The organism is Sporosarcina sp. ACRSM (assembly GCF_022346545.1).
Lineage (GTDB): Bacteria > Bacillota > Bacilli > Bacillales_A > Planococcaceae > Sporosarcina.
The window spans coordinates 1-22,385 of record NZ_JAKRNU010000008.1; the positions used below are offsets into that span (position 1 = coordinate 1).

Annotated in this window: 20 protein-coding genes, 2 pseudogenes and 1 other annotated feature; of the genes and pseudogenes, 6 read left to right on the top strand and 16 right to left on the bottom strand. The window is 44.6% G+C overall.

Annotated features, from left to right (window positions below; genetic code table 11):
- Positions 1-376 (bottom strand): annotated as a pseudogene (locus MHZ95_RS13250) (transposase); the annotation flags it as partial.
- Positions 377-528: 152 nt separating this feature from the next.
- Here MHZ95_RS13250 and MHZ95_RS13255 point away from each other — a divergent pair.
- Positions 529-780: pseudogene (locus MHZ95_RS13255) on the top strand (LysR family transcriptional regulator); the annotation flags it as partial.
- Positions 781-895: 115 nt separating this feature from the next.
- On the opposite strand, the gene MHZ95_RS13260 reads toward MHZ95_RS13255, so the two are convergent.
- From MHZ95_RS13260 to MHZ95_RS13295, 8 genes are all read right to left on the bottom strand, one after another.
- Positions 896-2,140 carry a dihydrolipoamide acetyltransferase family protein gene (locus MHZ95_RS13260; RefSeq protein WP_239391211.1) on the bottom strand — a complete coding sequence of 415 codons (1,245 nt, stop codon included), beginning with the start codon at positions 2,138-2,140 and terminating at the stop codon, positions 896-898.
- A gap of 15 nt (positions 2,141-2,155) precedes the next feature.
- A complete protein-coding gene (locus MHZ95_RS13265; RefSeq protein WP_239391213.1) occupies positions 2,156-3,211 on the bottom strand; it encodes an alpha-ketoacid dehydrogenase subunit beta in 1,056 nt (351 codons plus the stop codon).
- 18 nt (positions 3,212-3,229) lie between these two features.
- Entirely contained in the window at positions 3,230-4,183 is a 954-nt protein-coding gene (locus tag MHZ95_RS13270; RefSeq protein ID WP_239391215.1) for a thiamine pyrophosphate-dependent dehydrogenase E1 component subunit alpha, read from the bottom strand.
- A gap of 18 nt (positions 4,184-4,201) precedes the next feature.
- On the bottom strand, positions 4,202-5,554 hold the full coding sequence (gene lpdA, locus MHZ95_RS13275; RefSeq protein ID WP_239391216.1) for a dihydrolipoyl dehydrogenase: 1,353 nt from the start codon (positions 5,552-5,554) through the stop codon (positions 4,202-4,204).
- Between the two features lie 262 nt (positions 5,555-5,816).
- Complete coding sequence (locus tag MHZ95_RS13280) at positions 5,817-7,793, bottom strand: sigma-54-dependent Fis family transcriptional regulator (protein ID WP_239391218.1); 1,977 nt, start codon at positions 7,791-7,793, stop codon at positions 5,817-5,819.
- Between the two features lie 150 nt (positions 7,794-7,943).
- Positions 7,944-9,197: a Y-family DNA polymerase gene (locus tag MHZ95_RS13285; RefSeq protein ID WP_239391220.1), complete on the bottom strand. Its 1,254-nt coding sequence runs from the start codon at positions 9,195-9,197 to the stop codon at positions 7,944-7,946.
- Positions 9,198-9,351: 154 nt separating this feature from the next.
- Positions 9,352-10,125, bottom strand: coding sequence for an SDR family NAD(P)-dependent oxidoreductase (locus MHZ95_RS13290; protein WP_370643038.1), 774 nt, complete (start codon positions 10,123-10,125; stop codon positions 9,352-9,354).
- Positions 10,091-11,035, bottom strand: coding sequence for an MBL fold metallo-hydrolase (locus tag MHZ95_RS13295; RefSeq protein WP_239391221.1), 945 nt, complete (start codon positions 11,033-11,035; stop codon positions 10,091-10,093). Before MHZ95_RS13295 ends, MHZ95_RS13290 begins: the two co-directional genes overlap by 35 nt.
- Positions 11,036-11,199: 164 nt before the next feature.
- On the opposite strand from MHZ95_RS13295, the gene MHZ95_RS13300 reads away from it, so the two are divergent.
- The 3 genes from MHZ95_RS13300 (at position 11,200) to proC (ending at position 14,609) form a co-directional block, all read left to right on the top strand.
- Complete coding sequence (locus MHZ95_RS13300; protein WP_239391222.1) at positions 11,200-12,339, top strand: SPFH domain-containing protein; 1,140 nt, start codon at positions 11,200-11,202, stop codon at positions 12,337-12,339.
- An 18-nt stretch (positions 12,340-12,357) separates the two neighbouring features.
- Positions 12,358-13,470, top strand: coding sequence for a hypothetical protein (locus MHZ95_RS13305; RefSeq protein WP_239391224.1), 1,113 nt, complete (start codon positions 12,358-12,360; stop codon positions 13,468-13,470).
- A 58-nt stretch (positions 13,471-13,528) separates the two neighbouring features.
- Positions 13,529-13,748, top strand: a binding site (T-box leader).
- Between the two features lie 51 nt (positions 13,749-13,799).
- On the top strand, positions 13,800-14,609 hold the full coding sequence (gene proC, locus MHZ95_RS13310; RefSeq protein ID WP_239391226.1) for a pyrroline-5-carboxylate reductase: 810 nt from the start codon (positions 13,800-13,802) through the stop codon (positions 14,607-14,609).
- Positions 14,610-14,688: 79 nt separating this feature from the next.
- Here proC and MHZ95_RS13315 read toward each other — a convergent pair whose 3' ends face one another.
- From MHZ95_RS13315 to MHZ95_RS13330, 4 genes are all read right to left on the bottom strand, one after another.
- Positions 14,689-15,993 (bottom strand): FtsW/RodA/SpoVE family cell cycle protein, encoded by a 1,305-nt coding sequence (locus MHZ95_RS13315; RefSeq protein WP_239391227.1) that lies wholly within the window; start codon positions 15,991-15,993, stop codon positions 14,689-14,691.
- Between the two features lie 7 nt (positions 15,994-16,000).
- Positions 16,001-16,414: a PadR family transcriptional regulator gene (locus MHZ95_RS13320; protein WP_239391229.1), complete on the bottom strand. Its 414-nt coding sequence runs from the start codon at positions 16,412-16,414 to the stop codon at positions 16,001-16,003.
- A gap of 3 nt (positions 16,415-16,417) precedes the next feature.
- Entirely contained in the window at positions 16,418-16,951 is a 534-nt protein-coding gene (locus tag MHZ95_RS13325; RefSeq protein WP_239391230.1) for a sigma-70 family RNA polymerase sigma factor, read from the bottom strand.
- A 267-nt stretch (positions 16,952-17,218) separates the two neighbouring features.
- Entirely contained in the window at positions 17,219-17,551 is a 333-nt protein-coding gene (locus MHZ95_RS13330) for a hypothetical protein (protein ID WP_239391231.1), read from the bottom strand.
- 376 nt (positions 17,552-17,927) lie between these two features.
- On the opposite strand from MHZ95_RS13330, the gene namA reads away from it, so the two are divergent.
- Together namA and MHZ95_RS13340 are read left to right on the top strand one after the other, a co-directional pair.
- Entirely contained in the window at positions 17,928-18,947 is a 1,020-nt protein-coding gene (namA, locus tag MHZ95_RS13335) for an NADPH dehydrogenase NamA (RefSeq protein WP_239391233.1), read from the top strand.
- A gap of 115 nt (positions 18,948-19,062) precedes the next feature.
- On the top strand, positions 19,063-19,539 hold the full coding sequence (locus MHZ95_RS13340; RefSeq protein ID WP_239391235.1) for a YbaK/EbsC family protein: 477 nt from the start codon (positions 19,063-19,065) through the stop codon (positions 19,537-19,539).
- 149 nt (positions 19,540-19,688) lie between these two features.
- Here the strand turns inward: MHZ95_RS13340 and rnz are convergent, their stop codons facing one another.
- The 3 genes from rnz to MHZ95_RS13355 form a co-directional block, all read right to left on the bottom strand.
- Entirely contained in the window at positions 19,689-20,633 is a 945-nt protein-coding gene (gene rnz / locus MHZ95_RS13345) for a ribonuclease Z (protein ID WP_239391237.1), read from the bottom strand.
- 14 nt (positions 20,634-20,647) lie between these two features.
- On the bottom strand, positions 20,648-21,832 hold the full coding sequence (locus tag MHZ95_RS13350; protein WP_239391239.1) for a DNA polymerase IV: 1,185 nt from the start codon (positions 21,830-21,832) through the stop codon (positions 20,648-20,650).
- A 75-nt stretch (positions 21,833-21,907) separates the two neighbouring features.
- Positions 21,908-22,384, bottom strand: coding sequence for a chemotaxis protein CheW (locus MHZ95_RS13355; protein WP_239391241.1), 477 nt, complete (start codon positions 22,382-22,384; stop codon positions 21,908-21,910).
- Position 22,385: the final 1 nt, after the last annotated feature.

A 22,385-nucleotide genomic window follows, 5' to 3' on the forward strand; every position in this document is an offset into this window, starting at 1 on the left:
CCTTCCCCATCGATAATTGGATCTTGCCATTTTCAAAGACCTTGAAGCCGTTGTTCGCCCATTTCGTATTGAAATGATTTTTTCGTTTGTACGGGTATTTATTTGGATGTCCGGCTTTTCTCGCTTTTCTTGCTGCATCACGTGCAAACAAATACTTATGACACACGGCTTGAACAGATTGGGAATGAATCGGAAAAGTCTCTTTTGTCCCTTTTTGCAATTCGCTTTTGGTGATCCATTTTCCCGTTTTCAAATGAGTTTCTTTCGCAAGCTCCAAGCACCGATTCCAAACCTCACCTGAAATCCGGTTACACTCGAATAATCGGTCAATGGTTTCCCTGCTTGCCCGGAATGATGTTTTCATACAGCGAATCATTGCTCACCCTCCAATCAGATGGTAGCATACTTTCTTATACCACAAATCCTGCATTTCAAAACATACGTTTGCTTCGTGATAAAAAACGAAGGGCAAGCATTCATCTCCCACCTACGCTTCGCGTTGAGGTGGGAGATGAATGCCCTAAGTTGTTAAACGTGATCACGACCTACAATCTTGTGTATAATGCTGCCATATTGGTAGTGGAAGGCATCGGTTACGCAGTCACTCTTGATAAGTTAGTAAATACATCCAGTGATAGTAGCCTTTGTTTTAGACCATTAGAACCGAGACTTGAATCCGGATTAAATATTGTTTGGAAGAAGCATCAGGTTTTTTCCAATGCCGCCAATCTGTTTTTCGAGGAAATTAAGGAAAGGTTTTCTGATAAAGACGCTAAATAAATCTTCATAAACTAAATATGTATTTACGAATATTCAAAAAGACTACCGGAAAAATAGGAAACTTATTCCAGCAGTCTTTCTTTTTGTCAATCATCATTTTTCAGTACAGTTACTATTAAAGCACCAACCGATAAGGCGACTCGATATAGCCGACCAACATCGTCAAGAACTCGGCAGCTGTCGCACCATCCACGATTTGGTGGTCAAAGGTGATGCTGAGCGGGATTTTCTTCACTGATTTCACTGCACCGTCTTCGGCTAATGCCAATTCATCCTGCAATGCACCTATACCTAAAATGCCCGTTTCCGGTGCGTTCAAAATAGGTGTGAAGTATTCGATTCCGCTGGCTCCCAGGTTGGTGATCGTGAACGTCGAGCCAGACAGCAGGTTGCCATCCGCCGCCCCGCTTCTCGCTTTTTCCGTGATGTCCTTCATTTCTTTTGCGAGACTACCGATTGTTTTTTGATGGGCATCCTTAATGACAGGGACCAACAAGCCATCTTCCAGGGAAGTCGCAATTCCTAGATGAACTTCATCGAACTCTGTCAATTGACCATCATGATAAAGGGAATTCATTTTCTTCAATTCTTGGAGTGCGAGGACTGTCGCCCGTGCTATAAGTACCGTCAGCGTTAGTTTAACATCCAATTCGCCCGATTCGATTTCTTTTCGCAACACCTTTTGGAAGTCAATTAATGGATCCGCATTCACTTTCCGATGTAGTGTCAATTGCGCTGTTTGTGCCAAGCTGCCACGCATATTCCGCGCAATCGCTTTTCTCATCGGAGACAGCCCTTCACCAACCGCACTTAAATCGACTGAAACAGCTTGAGTTGTACGTTCAGCTGTAGCTTCAACTTCAACATCCACACCATTTACCAACACGCGCTCGATGTCGCGTTTCGTGATGCGATTATTGCCGCCGGTCCCTTTGATGTGAGCGATGTCCAAGTTTTCTTTTTCAGCCATTCGTCTAGCTAAAGGTGTGATGAAAATCCGTGTCTTTGTACTGGCCTGTTTTACAGGTCTTGCTACTGTAGCTACACTTACACGCTCGGAAGTTTTCGATTTTTCAGCGTGAGGCTGCTCAACTTTCTTTGTTTCCGTGGAAGCTGTTTTCCCTTCCGCTCCGATCACTCCGATGACAGCCCCCACCTCCAACTCATCTTCCACTTCGCCATGTTTTTTCAATAACACACCTGATATCGGCGCTTCGATATCCTGGTTCAATTTCTCTGAACTGATCGTTAAAATCGGCTCACCTTTTTCAACGGGATCTCCGACTTCTTTGTACCATTCCGTGATGGTCCCTTCCGTCATCGTCATCCCTAATTTAGGCATTACAATCGTTTCGTTCATCCGTTCGTTCACCTCCTAGATAGTTGAGACCTTTCTTAAATCGGCAATTAATTCCTCGGCCACTTTCAACACTTTGTCTGCATCCGGAATGTATGCTTTCTCTAGGTTCGCAGCGAATGGAACCGGTGTATTCGGCGCACAAACCGTTTTAATCGGTCCATCGAGGTAATCGAATGCTTTATCTGCAACGACTGATGCAATATCCGTCGCCGTATTGTTATGCGGATTGGATTCGTCAATGACGATGAGTCTTCCCGTCTTCTCTACAGAGTTCAAAACCGTTTCCTGATCCCACGGAGCGATTGTCCGTAAATCGATCACTTCTACGGAGATGTCTCCTTTTGCCAAACGATTTGCAACTTCTTGCGCGACTTGAACCATTTTACCGATGGCGACAATCGTCAGCTCCGTACCTTCCCTGACCACATTCGCTTTGCCGATTTCAATTGTGTAATACTCTTCAGGTACATCGCCTTTCATCCCATATAGCATCTTATCTTCCGAGAAGACGACGACATTATCTTCTTCAATCGCCGCGAGCATCAGCCCTTTAGCATCATATGGATTGGAAGGAACGACCACTTTCACACCGGGAATGGCCCCGAACATGCCATACAATGTCTGGGAGTGCTGTGCCGCTGCACCCGCGCCGGCACCATGTACTGTCCGCACAGTCAACGGAATTTTTGCTTTGCCGCCGAACATATAGCGCATCTTTGCACCTTGGTTTAAGATCGGGTCCAACGCAAATCCGACAAAGTCATTGAACATCAATTCGGCAATGGGACGTAGCCCCGTGGCAGCCGCACCGACCGCAGCACCGAAATATCCATGTTCTGCAATCGGTGTATCAATGACGCGTTCACGTCCGAACTCCGTCACCATTCCTTTTGACAAACCGAACACACCACCAAACGCGTCGTCGTAACGTCCATCGTCATGGACCAGATGATCGACTTCTGCTCCTCCGGCAACATCAGTTCCAATTAAAATGACCGTCTCATCTTTTCTCATCGATTGAACCATTGCTTCGGTAATTGCAGACATAAACGTCAGTTTTCTTTCTGTCATTTGTGATTCCTCCTTTTCTTAAGCAAAGATATCCGTATAAAGTGCAGATTCATCCGGCAACGGGCTCGCTTCCGCAAAAGCGGTTGCCTCGACAATCGTTTTTTCCGCCGCCGTTTCAATCGCATCGGCTTCTTCCGCAGTCATCCATCCGTTGGCTATCGCTTTTTCACGGAACTCGGGAATCGGATCACGGTCTTTATTCGGGTCTTGATCCGTTTTGTATTTTTGCTCATCGCCTTCAAAATGACCATATTGGCGGTACGTATCACATTCGATTAACGTAGGTCCCTTACCTGACTTTGCTCTTGCAATCGCTTCTTTTGTTGCATCATAAACTGCCTCAACGTCCATGCCATCCACACGGACACCTGGCATATTATAAGCTGAAGCCCTTTCCGCAACCGTTTCGGAAGCACTCGCATATCTGAATGGAGTTCCTTCCCCAAATTGATTGTTCTCACAAACGAAGATGACCGGTAAATTCAAAATGGACGCAAGGTTCAAACCTTCATGGAATACGCCTTCGTTTGATGCACCGTCCCCAAAAAAGCAGACTGCGACATTGTCCCGGCCCAACGTCTTAACCGTTAAGGCTGCACCCGCAGCAAGTCCAAAACCGCCACCAACAATCCCGTTTGCACCAAGCATTCCCTTTCCAATATCTGCAACGTGCATAGAACCGCCTTTTCCACCGCCGAGACCATCCTTTTTCCCCATGATTTCTGCCATCATCCCATTGATATCACAGCCTTTTGCAATCGCATGACCATGGCCACGGTGGGTGCTCGTTATATAATCCTCATCATCTAATAAAGCCATGACACCAGTCGCAACCGCTTCTTCTCCGGCATACAAATGGACGAATCCTGGAATCAATCCTTTTCCGAACGTGCGGTGTACTTCATCTTCAAAAAAACGGATCTCATTCATCTTTTGATAAATCCAAAGCGCTTCTTTCCTATCCATATACAATTCCTCCTTTTGTAATGCTTACATATGGATTGCTTGCCGGGATAGCGCATTCGCACTTTCCCCGATTGCTTCGGAGACAGATGGATGGGCTCGTACAAAGCTCGCCAATTCATTCATCGTCCCTTCCGCATGTTTGACAGCTAATAGCTCGCCAATCAATTCGGTAGCACCGGCTCCGACGATGACAGCCCCCAAAATTTCTCCGTAATTTGTGTCAGCAATGATTTTTACAAAGCCTTCCGTCTCCCCCATCGCGATTGCCTTGCCATTGCCTGCGAGCAGGGATGTGGTCACGGCTACGTCATAACCGGCTTTCTTAGCCTGATCCTCACTAAGTCCGAAGGTAGCAATTTCAGGGGACGTATAGACACAGCGTGCGATTGCTGTTTGATCGAGAGGATCCGGCATTTCCCCATTCATGGCATGTACCGCTACGAGACCTTCTGCACTGGCCGCGTGAGCTAATTGATAACCCCCGACCAAGTCCCCAACGGCGTAAATATGCTTCTGGCTCGTTTCATACCTGTCATTTACCGCAACGAATTTATTGGCATCATCCATTTCCAATTGCAGGTCATTCGCCACTTCAATATTCGGTTTTCTGCCGGTAGCTATCAACAACTTGTTATATGCAATTTCCCGGTTCGCTAGAACTACTTGGCTTTTTTTCACTTCCTGGATTTCAGCTTTTGTAATCGTTTCAATGTTTTTCTTTCTCAACTGATCATGGATGATTTTTCGTGCATCCGGATCTTCCGTCAATAAAATATCATCCGCCACTTCGATGATGGTCACCTTTGTACCAAGCGGTGCCATCGCAAAAGCCAATTCAACTGCTATGACGCCTCCACCGATAATAACGAGGGATTCCGGTAATTCCTTCAAGTTGAAAAACGAATCCGTCGTCATGTAGTCAACTTCTTCCAACCCTTTGATAGGAGGAACAAACGGTCTGCTACCGGTAGCCAATAAAATATCCCGACCTTTGATTTTTTCTCCGGCAATCGTAACAACCCGTTCCTTATCTAGGGATGCTGTTCCTTGAAATAGCGTGATGCTGTTTTTCTTTAGTAAATAATCGACGCCACCCGTTAACGTTTGGATGACTTGATCTTTCCGTCGCATCAGCTTCGGAAAATCGATGAACAATCCACCAGTATGGATACCCCAATCATTCGCTTTTTTTATGTTCTCTACCATCTCACCATGTTTCAAAAGCGTTTTTGACGGAATGCAACCGACATTCAAGCAAGTCCCACCGATTTTTTCCCTTTCCACAATTGCGACCGTGTTGCCTAATTGTGCAGCCCTTATTGCGGCAACATATCCGCCAGGTCCCGCACCGATTACAATCAAATCAAAATTCTGCATGCGACTTCATCACCTCACTTTCATAAATGAAGATACACCTTTACAATATTGCAAAAAGTATGCCGAATATGTTTGGCAGATTGAATAATCACATAAATCAACGCATCAACAGGGTTCACCTATCTGTACTATTTTTTAAAATACCGTCCATGATTGTTTCAATGAGACGAAAAGTGTCTCATTGTCTCACAGTTTTATCTGGATGAAGATAAAAACCCCCTGATGAATATCCTTCATTCATCAGGGGTTAACGGTGCTTCTATCATCCAATCCAATGATCGTCTGTTATATGATACTGCTTGATTTTTCGATACATCGTCGCACGGGAAATGCCTAGCATTTTTGCGGCGTTCGTGACATTCCCTTTTTCTCTTCTCATCGCTTCGATGAACCGCTCTTTTTCTGTACATGAAGCGCTTTCAATTTCCTCCAACAGTTCCACGGGTAGGTCCATAGGATGCAATATGTTGCCATTCATATTAAATAGCGCTTGTTGAATTACATTTTTCAGCTCCCTTATATTTCCGGGCCAACTATATTGCGATAAATATTGCATGGTATCAGCGTGGATCAGAACGTCCCGCTTTCCAAATTGACCGCACATTTCTCGGATAAAAAAGTTGACCATCTCCGGGATATCAAAGGCCCTTTCACGCAAAGCCGGAATTTTCAATTGGATGACGCGCAGCCGATACAATAAATCTTCACGGAATTCCCCTTTTGCGACCGCCTCTGTTAAATCCTTATGTGTCGCTGCAATGACGCGTACATCTATCGGGATTGTTTTTACTCCGCCTATTCTTGTGACGACCCGCTCTTCCAATATACGCAGGAGATGAACCTGTGAATCCAGCGGCATATCCCCGATTTCATCAAGAAAAATCGTGCCTCCATTCGCCAATTCAAATTTCCCAGGGCTTCCTTTTGATTTGGCACCTGTGAAAGCGCCAGGTTCATAACCGGATAATTCACTTTCAAGCAATCCTTGTGGAATAGCAGCGCAATTGATCGCTACAAAAGGCTTTTCCCTTCGGTCGCTAGCCTGATGAATTGCCTGTGCAAACATTTCCTTTCCAGTCCCGGTTTCACCGGAAAGAAAGAGAGTCGATTCAATCATCGATGCCTTCTTAGCTTTTTTCACAACATCCATAAATACCGGAGAAGATCCGATGAGATGATCAAACGAATAGCGTGTTGTTTGTCGGTTCACTGATCGTCTAGGTATCTGGGCTTCCATTTTCGTTTGGATGTGCATGAAGCTTTCTTTTAAAAATATGACCGCGCCTAAGTGCTTTTCTTGGAAAGTGACCGGGTAGATGGAGCATACGAATTTTCTTTTTCTTTTATCATCACATACTTCTTCCTTCATGATTTTCTTCCCGGATTGCAATACACGATCGACGAGTGCTTCGAGCCCTGTCAGATTGGGAATGGTTTGTATACCTTGTAGACTATGATGAGACCTGGCTGCCTCGTTTTTTTCCACAATCACTTTTCCGCTATCGACTACAAATACGGCATCTTCTACGCCCTCCATCGCGGCAGTTAGAAATAAGTTATTGCGCAATACATGGTCAAATAGGGGACGGACAATGGAATGAGCTAAATTTTTCGCTTCCGCAATGACAAGTTCGACTTTGTGCTCGTTTACCCGATCAGTTGAACCTGCAATATTGACAACCCCTAACAGTTCATTTGTAAATGGGGCTAAAATCGGAGTGGCCGCGCAATACCATTCATGATTTTTTTCACAGAAATGTTCGGAAAACAGTACTTGGGCCGATTTTTTCGTCTTCAGCGAGACCCCGACAGCATTGGTGCCTGCGGATTTCTCGCTCCACGTACCACCGTCAAAAATATTTAAAGCTTCCGCCTTTTTCAAGGTCTTCTTTTCACCAGAGGAATGTAAAATCGTACCGTTATTATCCGTAATGGACAGCATCGTTTTCGAATCGTTCAAAAGGTCGGCTAAACTTGCTATTTGGGGTGACGCGAACGACAATAATTGTTCGTTTCGTTCAATTCGTTCGGTCAGATCATGCTGGGTAATAATTTCGTTTATTCGATTTTGAAAAGGATTGACACCTAGATTTTTGGAACTCATCCAGGAGTCGAGTATTTCTTCGCGTATGTTCCCCTCAGGATATTGTCCCATTTCCTGATATCGCTTCCAGACAGATTTAGTAGACAGATAAAATTCTCGAGATTCGACAATCGCTTTTCTTAATAGCTGGTTCATCCTGTCGCCTCCAACCATCACTATACTCTTCCTTCAATCGGAATATTGAAAATAGTATATCATATACCACCCTTACCTTCTTCATTTTTGCTAAACTGTCAAAAAACACTTTCAATTATACACTTCGCTTCTCTCTATTCATTTCAATCTTTACCTGAAATGCCCCCCAATCAATTTCGCCCGTTCAACAGCCGTCCCCGCCTCTGTATATGAAACCGCCCGCAAAATAGCATTCGAGCCGTATTTGTTTCGCAACACATCCATCGTTTCACCGAGTTCACGGTTGCGCCAGTTATGCTCGTCGAATAGACTCAATTGCATGGAACGCTCATCTTCCAGATTTGCTAGGCTGATCGCCAGACGTCTCACAGGTCGACCGTCGTGAAATTCATCGAATAATGCCATGCACATCTTGTAAATTTTCAGCGTGTCATTGGTCGCCTCGCTCATCGAACGCGAGCGCCCGAAACCGCCGCCAAGCGCTTGCTTCGAATAGTCGACAGACAGATGTACGGTGCGCCCCGCCTTCCTCGCTCTCCTCGCCCGCATGGCGACATCTTCGCACATCTCAAGGATGACGGTGAGCACTTCTTTCCGTGTCCGATAGTCACGATAAAGGATTTGCCCTTTGCCAAAACTTTCCTGCCCTTCGATCAGTGGGGCGCCCATCTCTGATAGATCGATGCCGTGCGCATGATGGTACAACTGATTGCCCATAATGCCAAATTTCTTCTCCAACCGATCGAGGGAAGCATGTGCAAGATCACCGACCGAAAATAAGCCCATATTGTTCAAGGTTTTCTCCAGGCGCCTACCGATCCCCCACATCCGGCTAAGCGGCGCAATCGGCCATAACTTCGTCGGCACGTCTTCATACGTCCACTTCGCAATCCCCGTTTTTTTTGCCTCCAGATCGAGTGCAATTTTCGCCAATAGCATATTCGGCCCTATGCCACACGCAGACGGTAGCTGGAATTGCTTGCTGAGATCGTCCCGTATTCGTTCCACTGCCTGTTCAACGGGTCCCCATAGCCGTTCCGTTCCACTTAGATCAATGAAACTTTCGTCCACGCTATATACATGGATCGCCTCTTTCGGCACATAACTGTTTAGCAAACGGACAATTTCCATGGATACGTCAATATAAAACTGCATTTTAGGTTCAATCAAATGAATTGCTGGATCATCTGGAATTTCAAACAGGCGCATCCCCGTCTGTACCCCGAATTGTTTTTTTAGCGGTGGAGATGCAGCGAGAACGACACCGCCTTTCCGCTCTTTATTACCAATAATCGCAATCGGTGTTTCCATCACATCCAGCCCTTCCATCACAGCTGCACAACTGGCGTAAAAACTGCGCATATCGAGACAGACGATTTTCCGATCCGGTAAATGCTCATACATACTAACGCCTCCGATAGAACTGATGTTCTTTATAGTATATGACGAACGCACGTTCATATGCTATCGGTATATTTTTCCGGAAAAATTATCATTTGCAAGTTCCTTAAAACTGTTTGATAAAATGAAAAACCACAACCTCGTAGGCTGTGGCTAATTACTTTTTCATGAAAAATTTACGTCCTAGACGTTCAACAAGCGCGGGAGCGACCGCATACAGTTTACTTGTGATTCCCATATACCATGGCAGATTCACTTCTCGGACAGGATTGTCGATCGTTTTCATAATCGCATCGACCACCTGTTCCACCATCAACAAATGTTTACCGATCGACTGGCGATAATGACCCGTTTTATCCGCGAGATCCAAAAATGGTGTATCGATCGGGCCCGGATTGATGGACGTGACATCGATACCGAATGGCTCAAGCTCCATACGAAGTCCATTCGTATAGCCGATCATAGCATGTTTGGATGCTGCGTAAATCGAAGACTTTGGTGTAGACACTTTCCCTGCTTGCGAGCCTAGATAAATCAGCTGCCCCTGTTTACGTTCCATCATGCTGGGCAACAGCCGTTTCGTAAGCCGCATTGGGACAACAACGTTGAGATCCATCGTATCTTGTATCGCTTTATCAGAAGTTTCATAGGCATAGTCAAACGTACCGATCCCAGCTGAAAAAATAACAACATCGGGTGAACTGATTTGTGCTACTAAATGATCAAGATCTTGCTGCTCGGATAAATCGGCCCGGATCGTCAGCGCACCGGCTTGCCGCAACTCCGTTAACGCGTCTACCGCTCTGCCTGTCGCCCAAACGGCATGCCCTTCTGCCAACAACCTTTTCGTCAACGCGAAACCGACACCGCTTGTTGCTCCCGTAACTAAAATCGATTTACGCTTGCGCATAATGCAGAATGCCATTTTCATCGCGTGTTTCTTGGATCAATCCTTGATCGATGAGATAATCGGTTTGTCCAATGGTCTCCGATAAGGTTAAGCCGAGCTCTTTTTCGTATACAGCCGGAAATAGTTCACGGGTCAGTTCAAAAATCGTCCGCGAGCCGCCATTCATCATCGCCAGCACTTTCATCGCACGGTCACGCTGTTTTGCCAATCGGCTTTCAATCAGCGCATGAACATTTCGGACTTCATCGCCATGGCCGCTATAAATGACGTCAACAGGCATGTCAAGCAAGCGGTTCAATGAATGTTGATATTGCAATAAAGAACGTGAACGCTCCATTTGAGGATCAAGTGGCGGCTCGATCAGCGGATTAGAGGACACTTTTTCAAGCACTAAATCCCCGCCAATCATCGCCCCTGTTTTTTCATGCCACAGCACGATATGGCTTTGTGCATGACCGAGCGTTTCCATTACTGTCCAATCCTCATGTCCGGGAACTCTCTCCCCTTCAGCCAGAAGTTGATCGAGCGGTCGCTCACCCATCAATTCAACAGAACGTTTCATACGCTTTACCCAAAAATGATATTCTTCGGGAACCCCTTCTTCGATCAAACAATTTAGATAGAAACTATCATGATACTTAAAAAATGCTTCATCGCGTTTCAACCACAAATCATTGTAGCGGTGGCCAAGAACTTCTGCACGGTCGAATGCATCGATCCAACCAGCATGATCGGGGTGATGATGCGTCAAAATGACTTGCTCAACATCATTAAATGTGTAGCCCGCCTCTTTCAAACCGCAGCGTAAAGCTTCATATGCTTCTGGTGTTTTCGGTCCCGCATCGACAAGTGTAAGCGCATCCCCCTTGACGAGAAATGCATTTACGTCTCCTACTGCATATGGCGTAGGAATGATTATTTTATGAATCATATAAAAAGCCCCTTTTTAAAAATGAATGAGTGTTCAGTCTATTGTACATCTTCTCGTCACAAACGTCATCCATTGAGTTCCCTTTTTTCTAGCAAAGCAAAAGAGTTTTGTCGATTCATGGTATAATGAAAGCAGTTTACTACGTTGTTGGGAGGGCTTATAGAGTGGGTTTATTTGGATTTTTCAAAAATCAGTTTATCGAGGTCATTGAGTGGACCGATTCAAATACGAATACAATGGTGTACCGGTTCCCCGTGCATAATAATGAAATTAAAATGGGAGCTGAACTGACCGTCCGGGAATCACAAGTGGCCATTTTTGTCCACGAAGGAGAGATTGCAGATGTCTTCGGTCCGGGGCGTCATCTGTTATATACGCAAAATATGCCGATTTTGACAAAGTTGAGGGCATGGAAACATGGATTCAACTCTCCGTTTAAAGCGGAAGTCTATTTTGTGAATACGAAGCAATTTATCAATCAAAAATGGGGAACTTCCAATCCGATTATGATGCGGGACCCGGAGTTCGGTATGATCCGATTACGCGGGTATGGCATCTATTCGTACCGGGTATCCGAACCGACCGTCTTTCTGAAAGAAGTGTTCGGTACGAATGCCTCTTTCGATACGAGCAGCATCGAAGGCCAGCTGAAAAAGATGGTGCTATCAGGGTTGACCGATCTGTTTGCTGAATCGAAAATACCGGCTTTGGATTTAGCCATGTACTATGACGAGCTCAGTGAACAAGGGAAAATAAAGATGCTGGAACGGTTCAAAGCATTTGGATTCGAGATCACTTCCCTCTACATCGAAAACTTATCACTGCCTGAAGAAGTCGAAAAAATGATGGATAAACGGACATCGATGGGTGTGCTCGGAAATATAAATCAGTACCAGCAATTCCAGGCAGCGGAAGCCATTCGGGATGCAGCGAGAAATGAAGGCGGCGGATTAGCGGGAGCAGGTGCAGGCATGGGAGCAGGCGCCGCACTCGGCAATATGATGGCGAATGCTTTCCAAGGAAATCAGCAGCAACCGGTCCCTCCTACAGCCCAGCCCGATAAAGTGAACTGTCCACATTGCCAGACACTCAATAACGCAGGAGCAAAATTTTGTGGGGAATGCGGGAAAGCCCTTCAAACACCAAAAGTTCCATGCATTAGCTGCCAGGCAGATATCGACGCAGATGCAAAGTTTTGCGGACAATGTGGCACACAACAAATGTCGGAAAAGACATGTGCGAAATGCGGCAATGGAAACGCCCCGGATGCCAAATTTTGTGGCGACTGCGGCGGCAGCTTATAACAAGGATGAGGTGTGCATGTGAGCCGCTTGGAAAATGAAGAGTTTAAAATAATTGAAGAAACAAAAGTGAATCAATGCCCTTCCTGTGGGGGCAATGCGGTGTTTGAACCGGCTACCGGAACATTGAAATGCCCGTTTTGTGACAGTGAAAGTGAAATCGAAACAACACGTGAAAACACCATTGAACACGATTTTTTACAAGCCCTCGAAAAGGAAGACCATAGCTGGGATGATGAAAAGCGCGTTTTCAAGTGTGAAAATTGTGGTGCTGAAACACTGTTAGACAAAGATAAAGTAGCGGATTTCTGTTCATTTTGCGGCTCTTCCCATATTGCTACCAGTGAACATCATGCAGGTATCAAACCTGCGTTGGTTATTCCTTTTCAGATAACAAAAGAAGAGGCCGTCGACAAATTCAAAGTATGGATCCGAAAGCGTTATTTCGCCCCTTCCAAGTTAAAGCAATCGTATCAATTGAATAAAATTACAGGCGCCTACCTTCCATACTGGACGTTCGACTCGCAAACCGACTCCTCCTTTGTCGTCCAAATCGGAACTTATTATTATGTGACGGAGACACGTACCGTCATCGAAGATGGAAAGCCGAAACAAGTGACAGAGCAAGTTCGGAAAATTAGCTGGCGGACAGAAAGCGGGCGTTACAGGGAATTTTTTGATGATGTGTTAGTCAAAGCTTCCCGTAACGTGGCTACCGGACTTATTGATAAGATCGAACCTTTCGACCTGAATGGACTTGTCGACTATAAATCCCAATATTTATCGGGTTTTTTAGCGGAAAGGTATTCAATCCCTCTACAAGAAGGATGGCATGATGCAAGAGGGATCATTGACCAGCGCATCGCAAATGGCATTTACGGACAAGTCCATGGGGATGTCGTCAATATTGTCAGCGTCGCAACAGATTACAAAGCGATTACCTATAAGCATATTTTATTGCCGATTTGGATTTCCTCCTTTGTATTCAATAACACGATTTACCGCTTTCTGGTCAATGGACAAACAGGTAAAGTGAGCGGCAAATCACCAGTTAGTGCCTTGAAAGTGACGATGGTTGTTGTCATTACGCTAGCCATTATTGGCTTATTCTTCGTATTTTCCGAGATGAGCTGATTGAGCACGTGATTGACTTTCTTTGCATAACGTGCAATAATCGTTCTAATTCAAGTACATATAAGCATTGACGAAGACCAGTAAATGCGGAAATGGAGAACAGAAATTGTGGTCACCGGCTGAAAGCCACAACTCCCTCTTCCGCTTTGAACCTCCTTCCGAGCTTCCGTGGAAACACGGACGTGCCTTTCGCGTTAAGAAAGAACAAGATGTACCGGTACGAGATTTGACCGGTAAAATTAGGTGGTACCGCGGAAACATGCGTTTTCGTCCTTTTCAATGAGGACGGAAGCGCATTTTTTTATTGAAAAACTAGAGGAGTGTTCAAGATGGAAACAGTAGTATTTATAGGCGCAGGTTCAATGGCGGAAGCCGTCATTGCAGGCATCGTAAAGCAAGGTGCAATCGAACCACGTAATGTCTATGTGATGAATAAATCGGATGATGAAAGGCTTTTTTCTTTACAACAAAAATATGGAATCTCCGTTGTTTGCAAAGAAAAAGAAATACTGAAGACAGCCGATTTAGTCGTACTTGCGACGAAACCGAAAGACATCCACCAAGTAATGACAGAAATTCACCCATTGCTATCAGACGATGCGGCGATTTTGTCTGTTATCGCAGGCGTATCGATTGCAACAATGGAAGAAGGTCTCGGAAAAAGACCGATTGCCCGTTCGATGCCCAACACTTCCGCTACGATCGGCAAATCGGCAACAGGTGTGGCCATGAACGCCACCGTCGATGAAACGATGCGCCAGCACGTAATCAGACTATTAGGCGCAATCGGTCTGGTGAAAGAAGTGGAAGAAGATGATTTGCATACTGTCACTGCCCTGTCCGGAAGTGGTCCTGCCTATGTCTATTATTTGACAGAAGCGTTGGAAGAAGCCGCTACTTCAAAAGGCCTTTCCCCGGATGTCGCCCGCGCACTCATCATCCAAACGCTTGAAGGCGCAGCGGCCATGATGAAACAAACCGGAATAGAACCAGCAGAACTGCGGGAGAACGTGACAAGTCCAAATGGCACGACAGCAGCAGGTTTACAAGCATTGGAAGAACGATCATTCAAAGCAATCATCGGAGAATGCATCGAAAAAGCGGCAGCCCGTTCACGCGAACTCGGAGCACAATCTTAAGAAAATCAAAAAACCGCAGAATGGACGCTTGGAACAATCCATTCTGCGGGTTTTCGTTTATTCCTTTGACAAATTCCCTTTAATTAGTAACTTGAACCGAACGGCTAGACACCAAATCTTTACGTCGATAAACACTTAGTACAACACCAATTAAAAAGGCGTTAAACAGGGTTGGCATTAATCCATAGCTGATGAATGGCAAGGACATAGAAGTCATTGGTAAGAACCCGAGTGTCATGCCGATATTACTAGCTAATTGAACCGTATAAAGTGTCATCGCACCGATAAGGAGAAGCTTGCCATATGGATCATGGATCTTATGGGCAATGACAATAATTCTTGCTACAAGTAGGCAAAGAATCAAAACAAGAACGGCAGCAAAAAACCAGCCATAATGATATATAAAGCTGACAAAAACAAAATCGGTATGCGCTCCTGGTAAGTATGGCAGTGTGTTGGAGCTTCCAAACCAACCTGCATCCGCCATGAGCTTTTTAATGTGTAAGATCATAAACCCTTCATCATTTGAATATTTTTCGGGGTTTAAAAAAGCCAAAAGCCTTACTTTTTGATAAGGACTTGTTAATGGCCAAAAAGCACTAACTGCCAGCAAACATGTGCCCACGGATAAAATCATAGTAGTTAAAATCTGTTTCCTGCTAAATTTGCTCCACCAAAATAGGACAAATACCATAACAACGTAGATGTAAGTTGTTGGGATGCTCGGTACCATCAAGAGTAAATAACAAGAGAGAAAAAACAAAAGACCTAAATGCCAAATCTTCAACCTTTTGTTATTAAAAAAAGATACCCAGGCAAGAAAAAAGAATGGGATGGCCATCAAACTTTCCAGCCTGAAAGGTCCAAGCATTATGACCGACATTCCATTGATTAGTGCAGTTGGAAAATAGCTTAACATAAGGAGGATCAATATACCGATTAGGTAAAACAACCAGCCCAACTTAGCTAATTTCCGATAATCCAGTAGCATCATTCCCAAAACCAATGCTCCACCTAAAAAAGCAAAGATAGCTTTGTGCTTAAAAAAATCGCCCGCACCCATGCCAATCTGTGAGGAATAGTCGGCATCCACGAATAAAATTGGTGTAAACCCTAGTCCTATCGCAGTAACTAACAAAATCACCGTCAGCCAATCCACCTTTGGCCGATGAAGCTTGTTCAACTGTTGCCCAAGAGTGACCGGGCTTCCCATCTGTCCGACCGCTTTTTCTTCCGCTTCTGCATCCTCTAACCCTTTTTTCATCCACTCGTTCTTCGCTTCTTTTATGTGAGAATCCAGTTCAGCAGAAACAAAATTCTTCGCCTCTTTTGATTTTATTTGCTCCCTAACTTCTCTTAAATAAGATTGACTCTTTTTTTCCACTTATCGTTCACTCTCCCTCGCCTACTAATTTATTAAAAGCAAAACGCTTCGGAGTGAATTGTTTTTCTAATGTTCGTAGTCGTTTTCTTCCTTTATTGCTTAGTTGATAATATTTCACACTCGATTCGTTCCAGCTAGCGTGGAGACAGCCCTCCTGTTCAAGCTGATGCAATAGGGTATATAATTTTCCTTCATTATCTTCAAAGGTGCGCAGTCCCCGTCCACGCAATAATTGCACCAATTCGAATCCTGTTTTCTCTTGAACAAGAATCTGCATAATGGCGAACAAGACGTCTTCTTCCCTTTCGTTTTCTTTGTTGATTTTCTCCCAAATTTTCTTCCGATGCCGTTCCGTAAAGTTTAACTGGGAAAATGTAGTCGTATCCATGGAATTTCTCAATCTTTTTAAACGTTCGTCCATTCCTTATCCCTCCAATCGTTCTTTCAGTAACTCCTTGGCACGTCTGAGCCTCGTTTTCACCGTATTTGCACTCACTTCCGTTAGAACAGCAATTTCTTTGATTAACAATTCCTCATAGTAAAAGAGATAAATTACTTCCCGGTACTTAATCGGAAGTGTCATGATTGCAGCAATCAATTGATCATCCTCTTCTTTTTGGATGACAGTATCCTCGACCATTTGTTTCGTAGTCCGATAGTTGGCCGGCTCTTCTTCCGTCACCAATACGTTCCTGTTATACCAGCTCTTTAGGTAATCCTTGCAATGATTAATGGCGATCCGCCATAACCATGTCCTAAGTTTTGATTTTCCGCTATATGTATGAAGCGATTTGTAGCATTTTACAAATATATCTTGCGTTAAATCCTCTGCAATCTGGCTATTGTTCACATAAGAATAGACCAGTCTTAAGATATCCTGTCCATACCGCTCCATCAATTCATCGATCAAGGCATCCTTGTCTTCAATTTCAATTGTGTTTGTTAGTAATTCCTCCACTTTCGTTCCCCCCCTTCTTACTATTAGACGAGACGTCCAATCAGAAGGTTTTTAAATAGAATATTTACAGCTTTTCGCTGTCTTAATATAAAAACGGTATGTGATTGCCATACCGTTTTCCCGTTCCATATGCAGCAGGATACACTTACAATGAAAAAAGTTACCCCGATAAATTCACACCATCTTTCTTTACCGATCACCGAATCTATCAAACTCCCATTCGTTTCAATTCCATTCGTCGGCTCCTCCAAACGATTTCTCTTATTCTCAGTCCTTCAAATTATTAATAAAATTCTGTAGTCTAGGAAGATCTTCCAGAAGCTCTTGATAAGCATTCATCGACCAATAAACAAAAACAGCAAAGCAGAGAACATACACTGTCATATACCATTTAAAATATCTATTTTGTTTAAATGACGAAGAAAATAAACCGAACAATCCTGCGATAAAGAGTGAAATGACGGTAATATTCATTTTCCATAATCCGTCAGCACGATTAATTAGCAACACCGCATGTATTACTTCTCCTGAATACTCTTCCATATTCTCGACATCATATGTTTTCTTTACCAAAAAACCTTCTTCAATCGTCCAGACCATCGTTTCCTCGTTCAAATCAATATTATATCCAATCCCATTAAAGTTGGTCTTAATGGTAAAAGCCAAAAAGATGACTATTAATAAAAAATAAACAAAAAGGAACAATGACAATGATCTGCTAGTGAACTTTTCGATAATAGAACACCTCCCATTGAAAACATCTTGTCGATGTAGCTTATGAAGACAAGACAATAAATTCTCTCAATAAAAGACAACAAGCATTCCTTCATCAATCTCTTTACTATTTCCATATTGAACAATACTTCCCCTGCAATCTACTTGTATTTTATAATAAAGGCATTGCAAGCATGAAATACGGTCTACTCCTCCGTCCTTTGCTATACTGATGTAGTCAAGATATAGGGAGGGCGAGAATATGGCAAAATTGTTTGAACCGTATGCAATTCGCGGAGTTGAATTCAAAAACCGTATCGTCATGGCACCAATGTGCATGTACTCAAGCCATAATGAGGATGGAATGGTACAGGAATGGCACAAGATCCATTATGCAACACGCGCGGTGGGTCAGGTCGGGCTCATTATCGTTGAGGCGACGGCAGTACAACCGCAAGGGCGCATTTCTGCACAAGACTTGGGCATTTGGAGCGATGAGCATATCGAAGGTCTGGCGGAAATCGTACGACTTACCCAGCAACACGGGGCGAAAACGGGTATTCAACTCGCACATGCCGGTCGGAAAGCGACTGTTGATGGAGATATTCAGGCACCGTCAGCTATTGCGTTCAATGATAAATATAAAACACCTGTTGAAATGACCGTCGAGGAGATCGGAGAAACGATACAGGCATTCAAAGCTGGTGCGATGCGTGCAAAGAAAGCCGGCTTTGATGTCATTGAATTACATGGTGCCCACGGCTATTTGATCAATGAGTTCTTGTCGCCCTTATCCAATAAACGGACGGATGCATATGGCGGCTCCAGTGAAAACCGCTATCGTATCCTGCGCGAAATCATCGATGAAGTACGTTCGGTTTGGGAAGGTCCTCTTTTCGTCCGCATTTCCGCGCATGATTATACGGAGGGCGGCATGACAGCCGAAGCATACGTCGAAATGGCAAAGTGGATGAAAGAACAGGGAGTGGACTTAATCGATGTCAGCTCAGGGGCGGTTGTTCCAGCTAAAATTGATGCATATCCCGGCTATCAAGTGAAGTTTGCCGAAACGATCAAAGAAGGTGCGAATATTGCAACAGGGGCTGTCGGTCTTATTACGACAGGCATTCAAGCGGAAGAAATATTGAAAAATAACCGTGCGGACATGGTGTTGCTTGCGCGGGAACTCCTTCGGGACCCTTACTGGCCATACACAGCGGCAAGGGAACTAGAGGTGGAAATCTCTACTCCGCAACAGTATGAGCGAGGATGGAGATTCTAAAAGGAAAAGCAGTTTCGGGACTTTCTTATTCGAAAGTCCTTTTTCTTTCGCGTAATATGATATATTGAAGAAGAATTATTTATTCAGACAATAATAATGAAAGGAATTAAATTCAATGCAAAAGTTAACAGCGAATTCTCAAGTAATACAAGATACACTACAAGAATTAGGTCACTCCAATGAAGTAGTCGTTTTAGAAGACAGTGCGCGTACGGCACAAGAGGCGGCAGATGCTTTAGGTTGCAAAGTGGCGCAAATCGCCAAGTCCATTATTTTTCGGTTGAAAAGTACAGACGAACCGCTCCTCGTTGTCGCAAGTGGCATCAATCGAGTTAACGAAAAATCCATTGCCCAACAACTCAATGATAAGTTAGGAAAAGCCGACGCTGACTTTGTTCGTGAAGCAACGGGATTTGTCATTGGTGGGGTTCCTCCATTAGGGCATAAGAAGCCTGTACGGACTTTAATTGATGAGGATCTGTTTCAGTATGAAACGATCTGGGCCGCGGCAGGTCACCCGAAAGCGGTATTTTCATTGACTCCCGATGAACTGAAGAAAATGACAAAGGGAGAAGTCCTTACGGTGAAATGATGCTTACATGCTTGAACCCCGATTTCTACTTAATCGAAGAAATCGGGGTTCTGCTCATTTCCCAGGAAATATTTAAAGAGTATTCTAACAATTTAACTATATTCATCTGATAATGGATAATCAAGAGCAATGGGTATAGCCTGAGCAAACTAATTCTCCAAACGAATTATTTCCCCGTCTTTCCATTCAAAACGTGCAAAGTCTTCTGCAATATGAAGTGTCGGGAAAATCGCTTCCCCTTGCGCTTGCAACTTTGCCAAATCACTCGGCATAAAGCGTGCGCTAATATGATTGGCGATCAACGCTTTCGCCCGCGCTTCTTTCGCAACAGAAGCGGCATCACCGATTGTCGAATGGCCATATTCTGCCGCCAGATTGCCGGTCTCCATATCGAATGTCGCTTCGTGTACGAGAATATCCGCTTCAGAAGCCAGTGCCACTGCGGAGTCACAATAGCTTGTATCACCAAGGATGGTGACTGTAAACCCTACTTGTGGCGCACCGGTGACGTCTTTGCTTATAACCATCCTGCCATCATCCAACGTCACATCTTCTCCATCCTTCAATCGCTTCAATAGAGGGCCTTTCGGTACGCCCGCCTCCACTGCTTTCTCGATGAGCAATTTACCAGGCAACGGCTTTTGTTCAATCCGATAGCCGTAGCAAGGAATGACATGCCGCAAGCTTTGGGCGATGATCCGGAAATTCTCGTCTTCGAAGACAACCCCGTCTTCGATTTCGTGAACGCGAAGTGTATAATTTAAATGTGTTTGCGTAATGCGGAGCGTTGTTTCCAGCCATTCGCGTAATCCATATGGACCGTATATATCAAGCAGGTCATCGCCGCCTAAAAAAGAACGGGAGCCAATCAATCCTGGCAAGCCGAATATATGGTCACCGTGAAGATGTGTAATGAAAATCTTCGCGATCTTTCGCGGTTTCAATGATGTATGTAAAATTTGGTGCTGCGTCGCTTCCCCGCAATCGAACAGCCAATAGCCTTCTCCCTCAGCCGACAAATTCAAGACGACTGCTGATGTGTTACGCATTTTGGACGGCATACCTGCGCCTGTCCCTAAAAATTGCAATTCCATAAAAAAATCTCCTCTCACCCATTGCCCCGCTTGACGGCACCCGGACCGAATTTCCGCTCAATTTGCGATAACAGATCGTTTACGGTCTCTTCTTTAGCGTATTTCTCAAAATTGTAAATCGATAATTGTTCGTTCAATTCATTCATCGGAACGACGTTCGACACAGTGATACCAAGAAGACGAACAGGCTCGCCATCCCAATGCCGCTTGAATAGGTCAATCGCTTCTTTATAAATGGCCTGTTCCTCATAGAGCGGGTTGTGTACAGTTCGGCTACGGGTTTGATTGCGCCAATCGGCCGTGCGGATTTGGATCATCACGACTGTTCCGGCCAGTTGGCGCTTATCGAGCCTGTCCGCCACTTTCGCTGCCAGCCATTTGAATACTTTTAGACATCCTTCAAGATCCGTTTCATCGATGGGTAACGTTGTTGAACTACCCACGCTTTTCCGCTCATCTGCCGCTTCCGGGTCAACGGGCCGGGGATCGATGCCATTCGCCCGGTTCCGGAGCCGGAGGCCATATTTACCAAAGGTCGCTTTGATGGTCGCCTCTTCTTTTTGAGCAAGATCGCCGATCGTGTAAATACCAAGTGTATGCATTTTCTTCTCTGTGCTTTTTCCGACCCCATGCATTTCGATAACCGGGAGCGGCCAAAGGATGGACTCCACTTCCCGCTTTCTTAAGATAGTGATTCCCATTGGCTTTTTCATATCCGACGCGGTTTTGGCAAGAAACTTATTTGGCGCAATACCGATGGAACAAGGTAAATCCAATTCCCGTAAAATGCGTTGCTGCATTTCAGTCGCGATTTCAACGGCATGGGTCAACCCACCGATCGAGGTGATATCAATATAGGCCTCGTCAATCGAAACAGGTTCTACAAGGTCCGTATAAGAACGCAATAAATCGAAAACAGCTATCGAAGCAGTTCGGTATTTCTCGAAGTCTGGAGGAACAATGACTAACTCCGGACAGAGCCTTTTCGCTTCTCCGATTGTCATCGTCGTGTAAATGCCAAGTGCCCGCGCTTCATATGAACAAGTGACCAATATCCCCCGTCGTTCTTTCGGGTTGCCCGCTACAGCCATCGCAATCCCTTTTAAAGAAGGGTTATGCGCTTGTTCGACGGATGCGAAAAAACTATTCATATCAAGATGGAGTATCACTCTTGCATGAGATTCGCCAACCATTGTCATCACATTCCCCTCCCTTTAACATAGTACCCATTATAATGCAAAAAACGGACAGAAGAAACTGCCCGGTTTTTTGCATTATTGTTCCTGTGCTAATTGAGCCTCGACGTATTCGTGAATGTCATCCATTCCTGTCAAGGTGTCGGATAAAATGGCAGGGCTCACTACGGTGATCATCCGATTTTCCAAATTGGCAACAGTAGTGAAATACGGTGTCCGGGAATAAGCCATCAATCCGGAAGAAGTCATCAAGTTTTCAGGTATGTCTAAAATTTCCTTTGCATCCAAAACGAGCAAACCGATAAATAAATTTTCCGTCTGCACAACGACCACCCTGGCATCGGCATGCCCTTTTGCACTTCGTCCATATAAAATTTGTTCAAAATCCAGAATAGGCACTAATTCCTCACGGATTCGCATCAATCCGAGCAAATAATCGGGCAGATGCGGTATCGGATTCACCTGTCCTAAACGCTCAATAGAGACAACCGCCTCAACGGGAATTGCATATTCTTCATTTCCACATTGGACGATAACCGCTTTTACATCATTCATC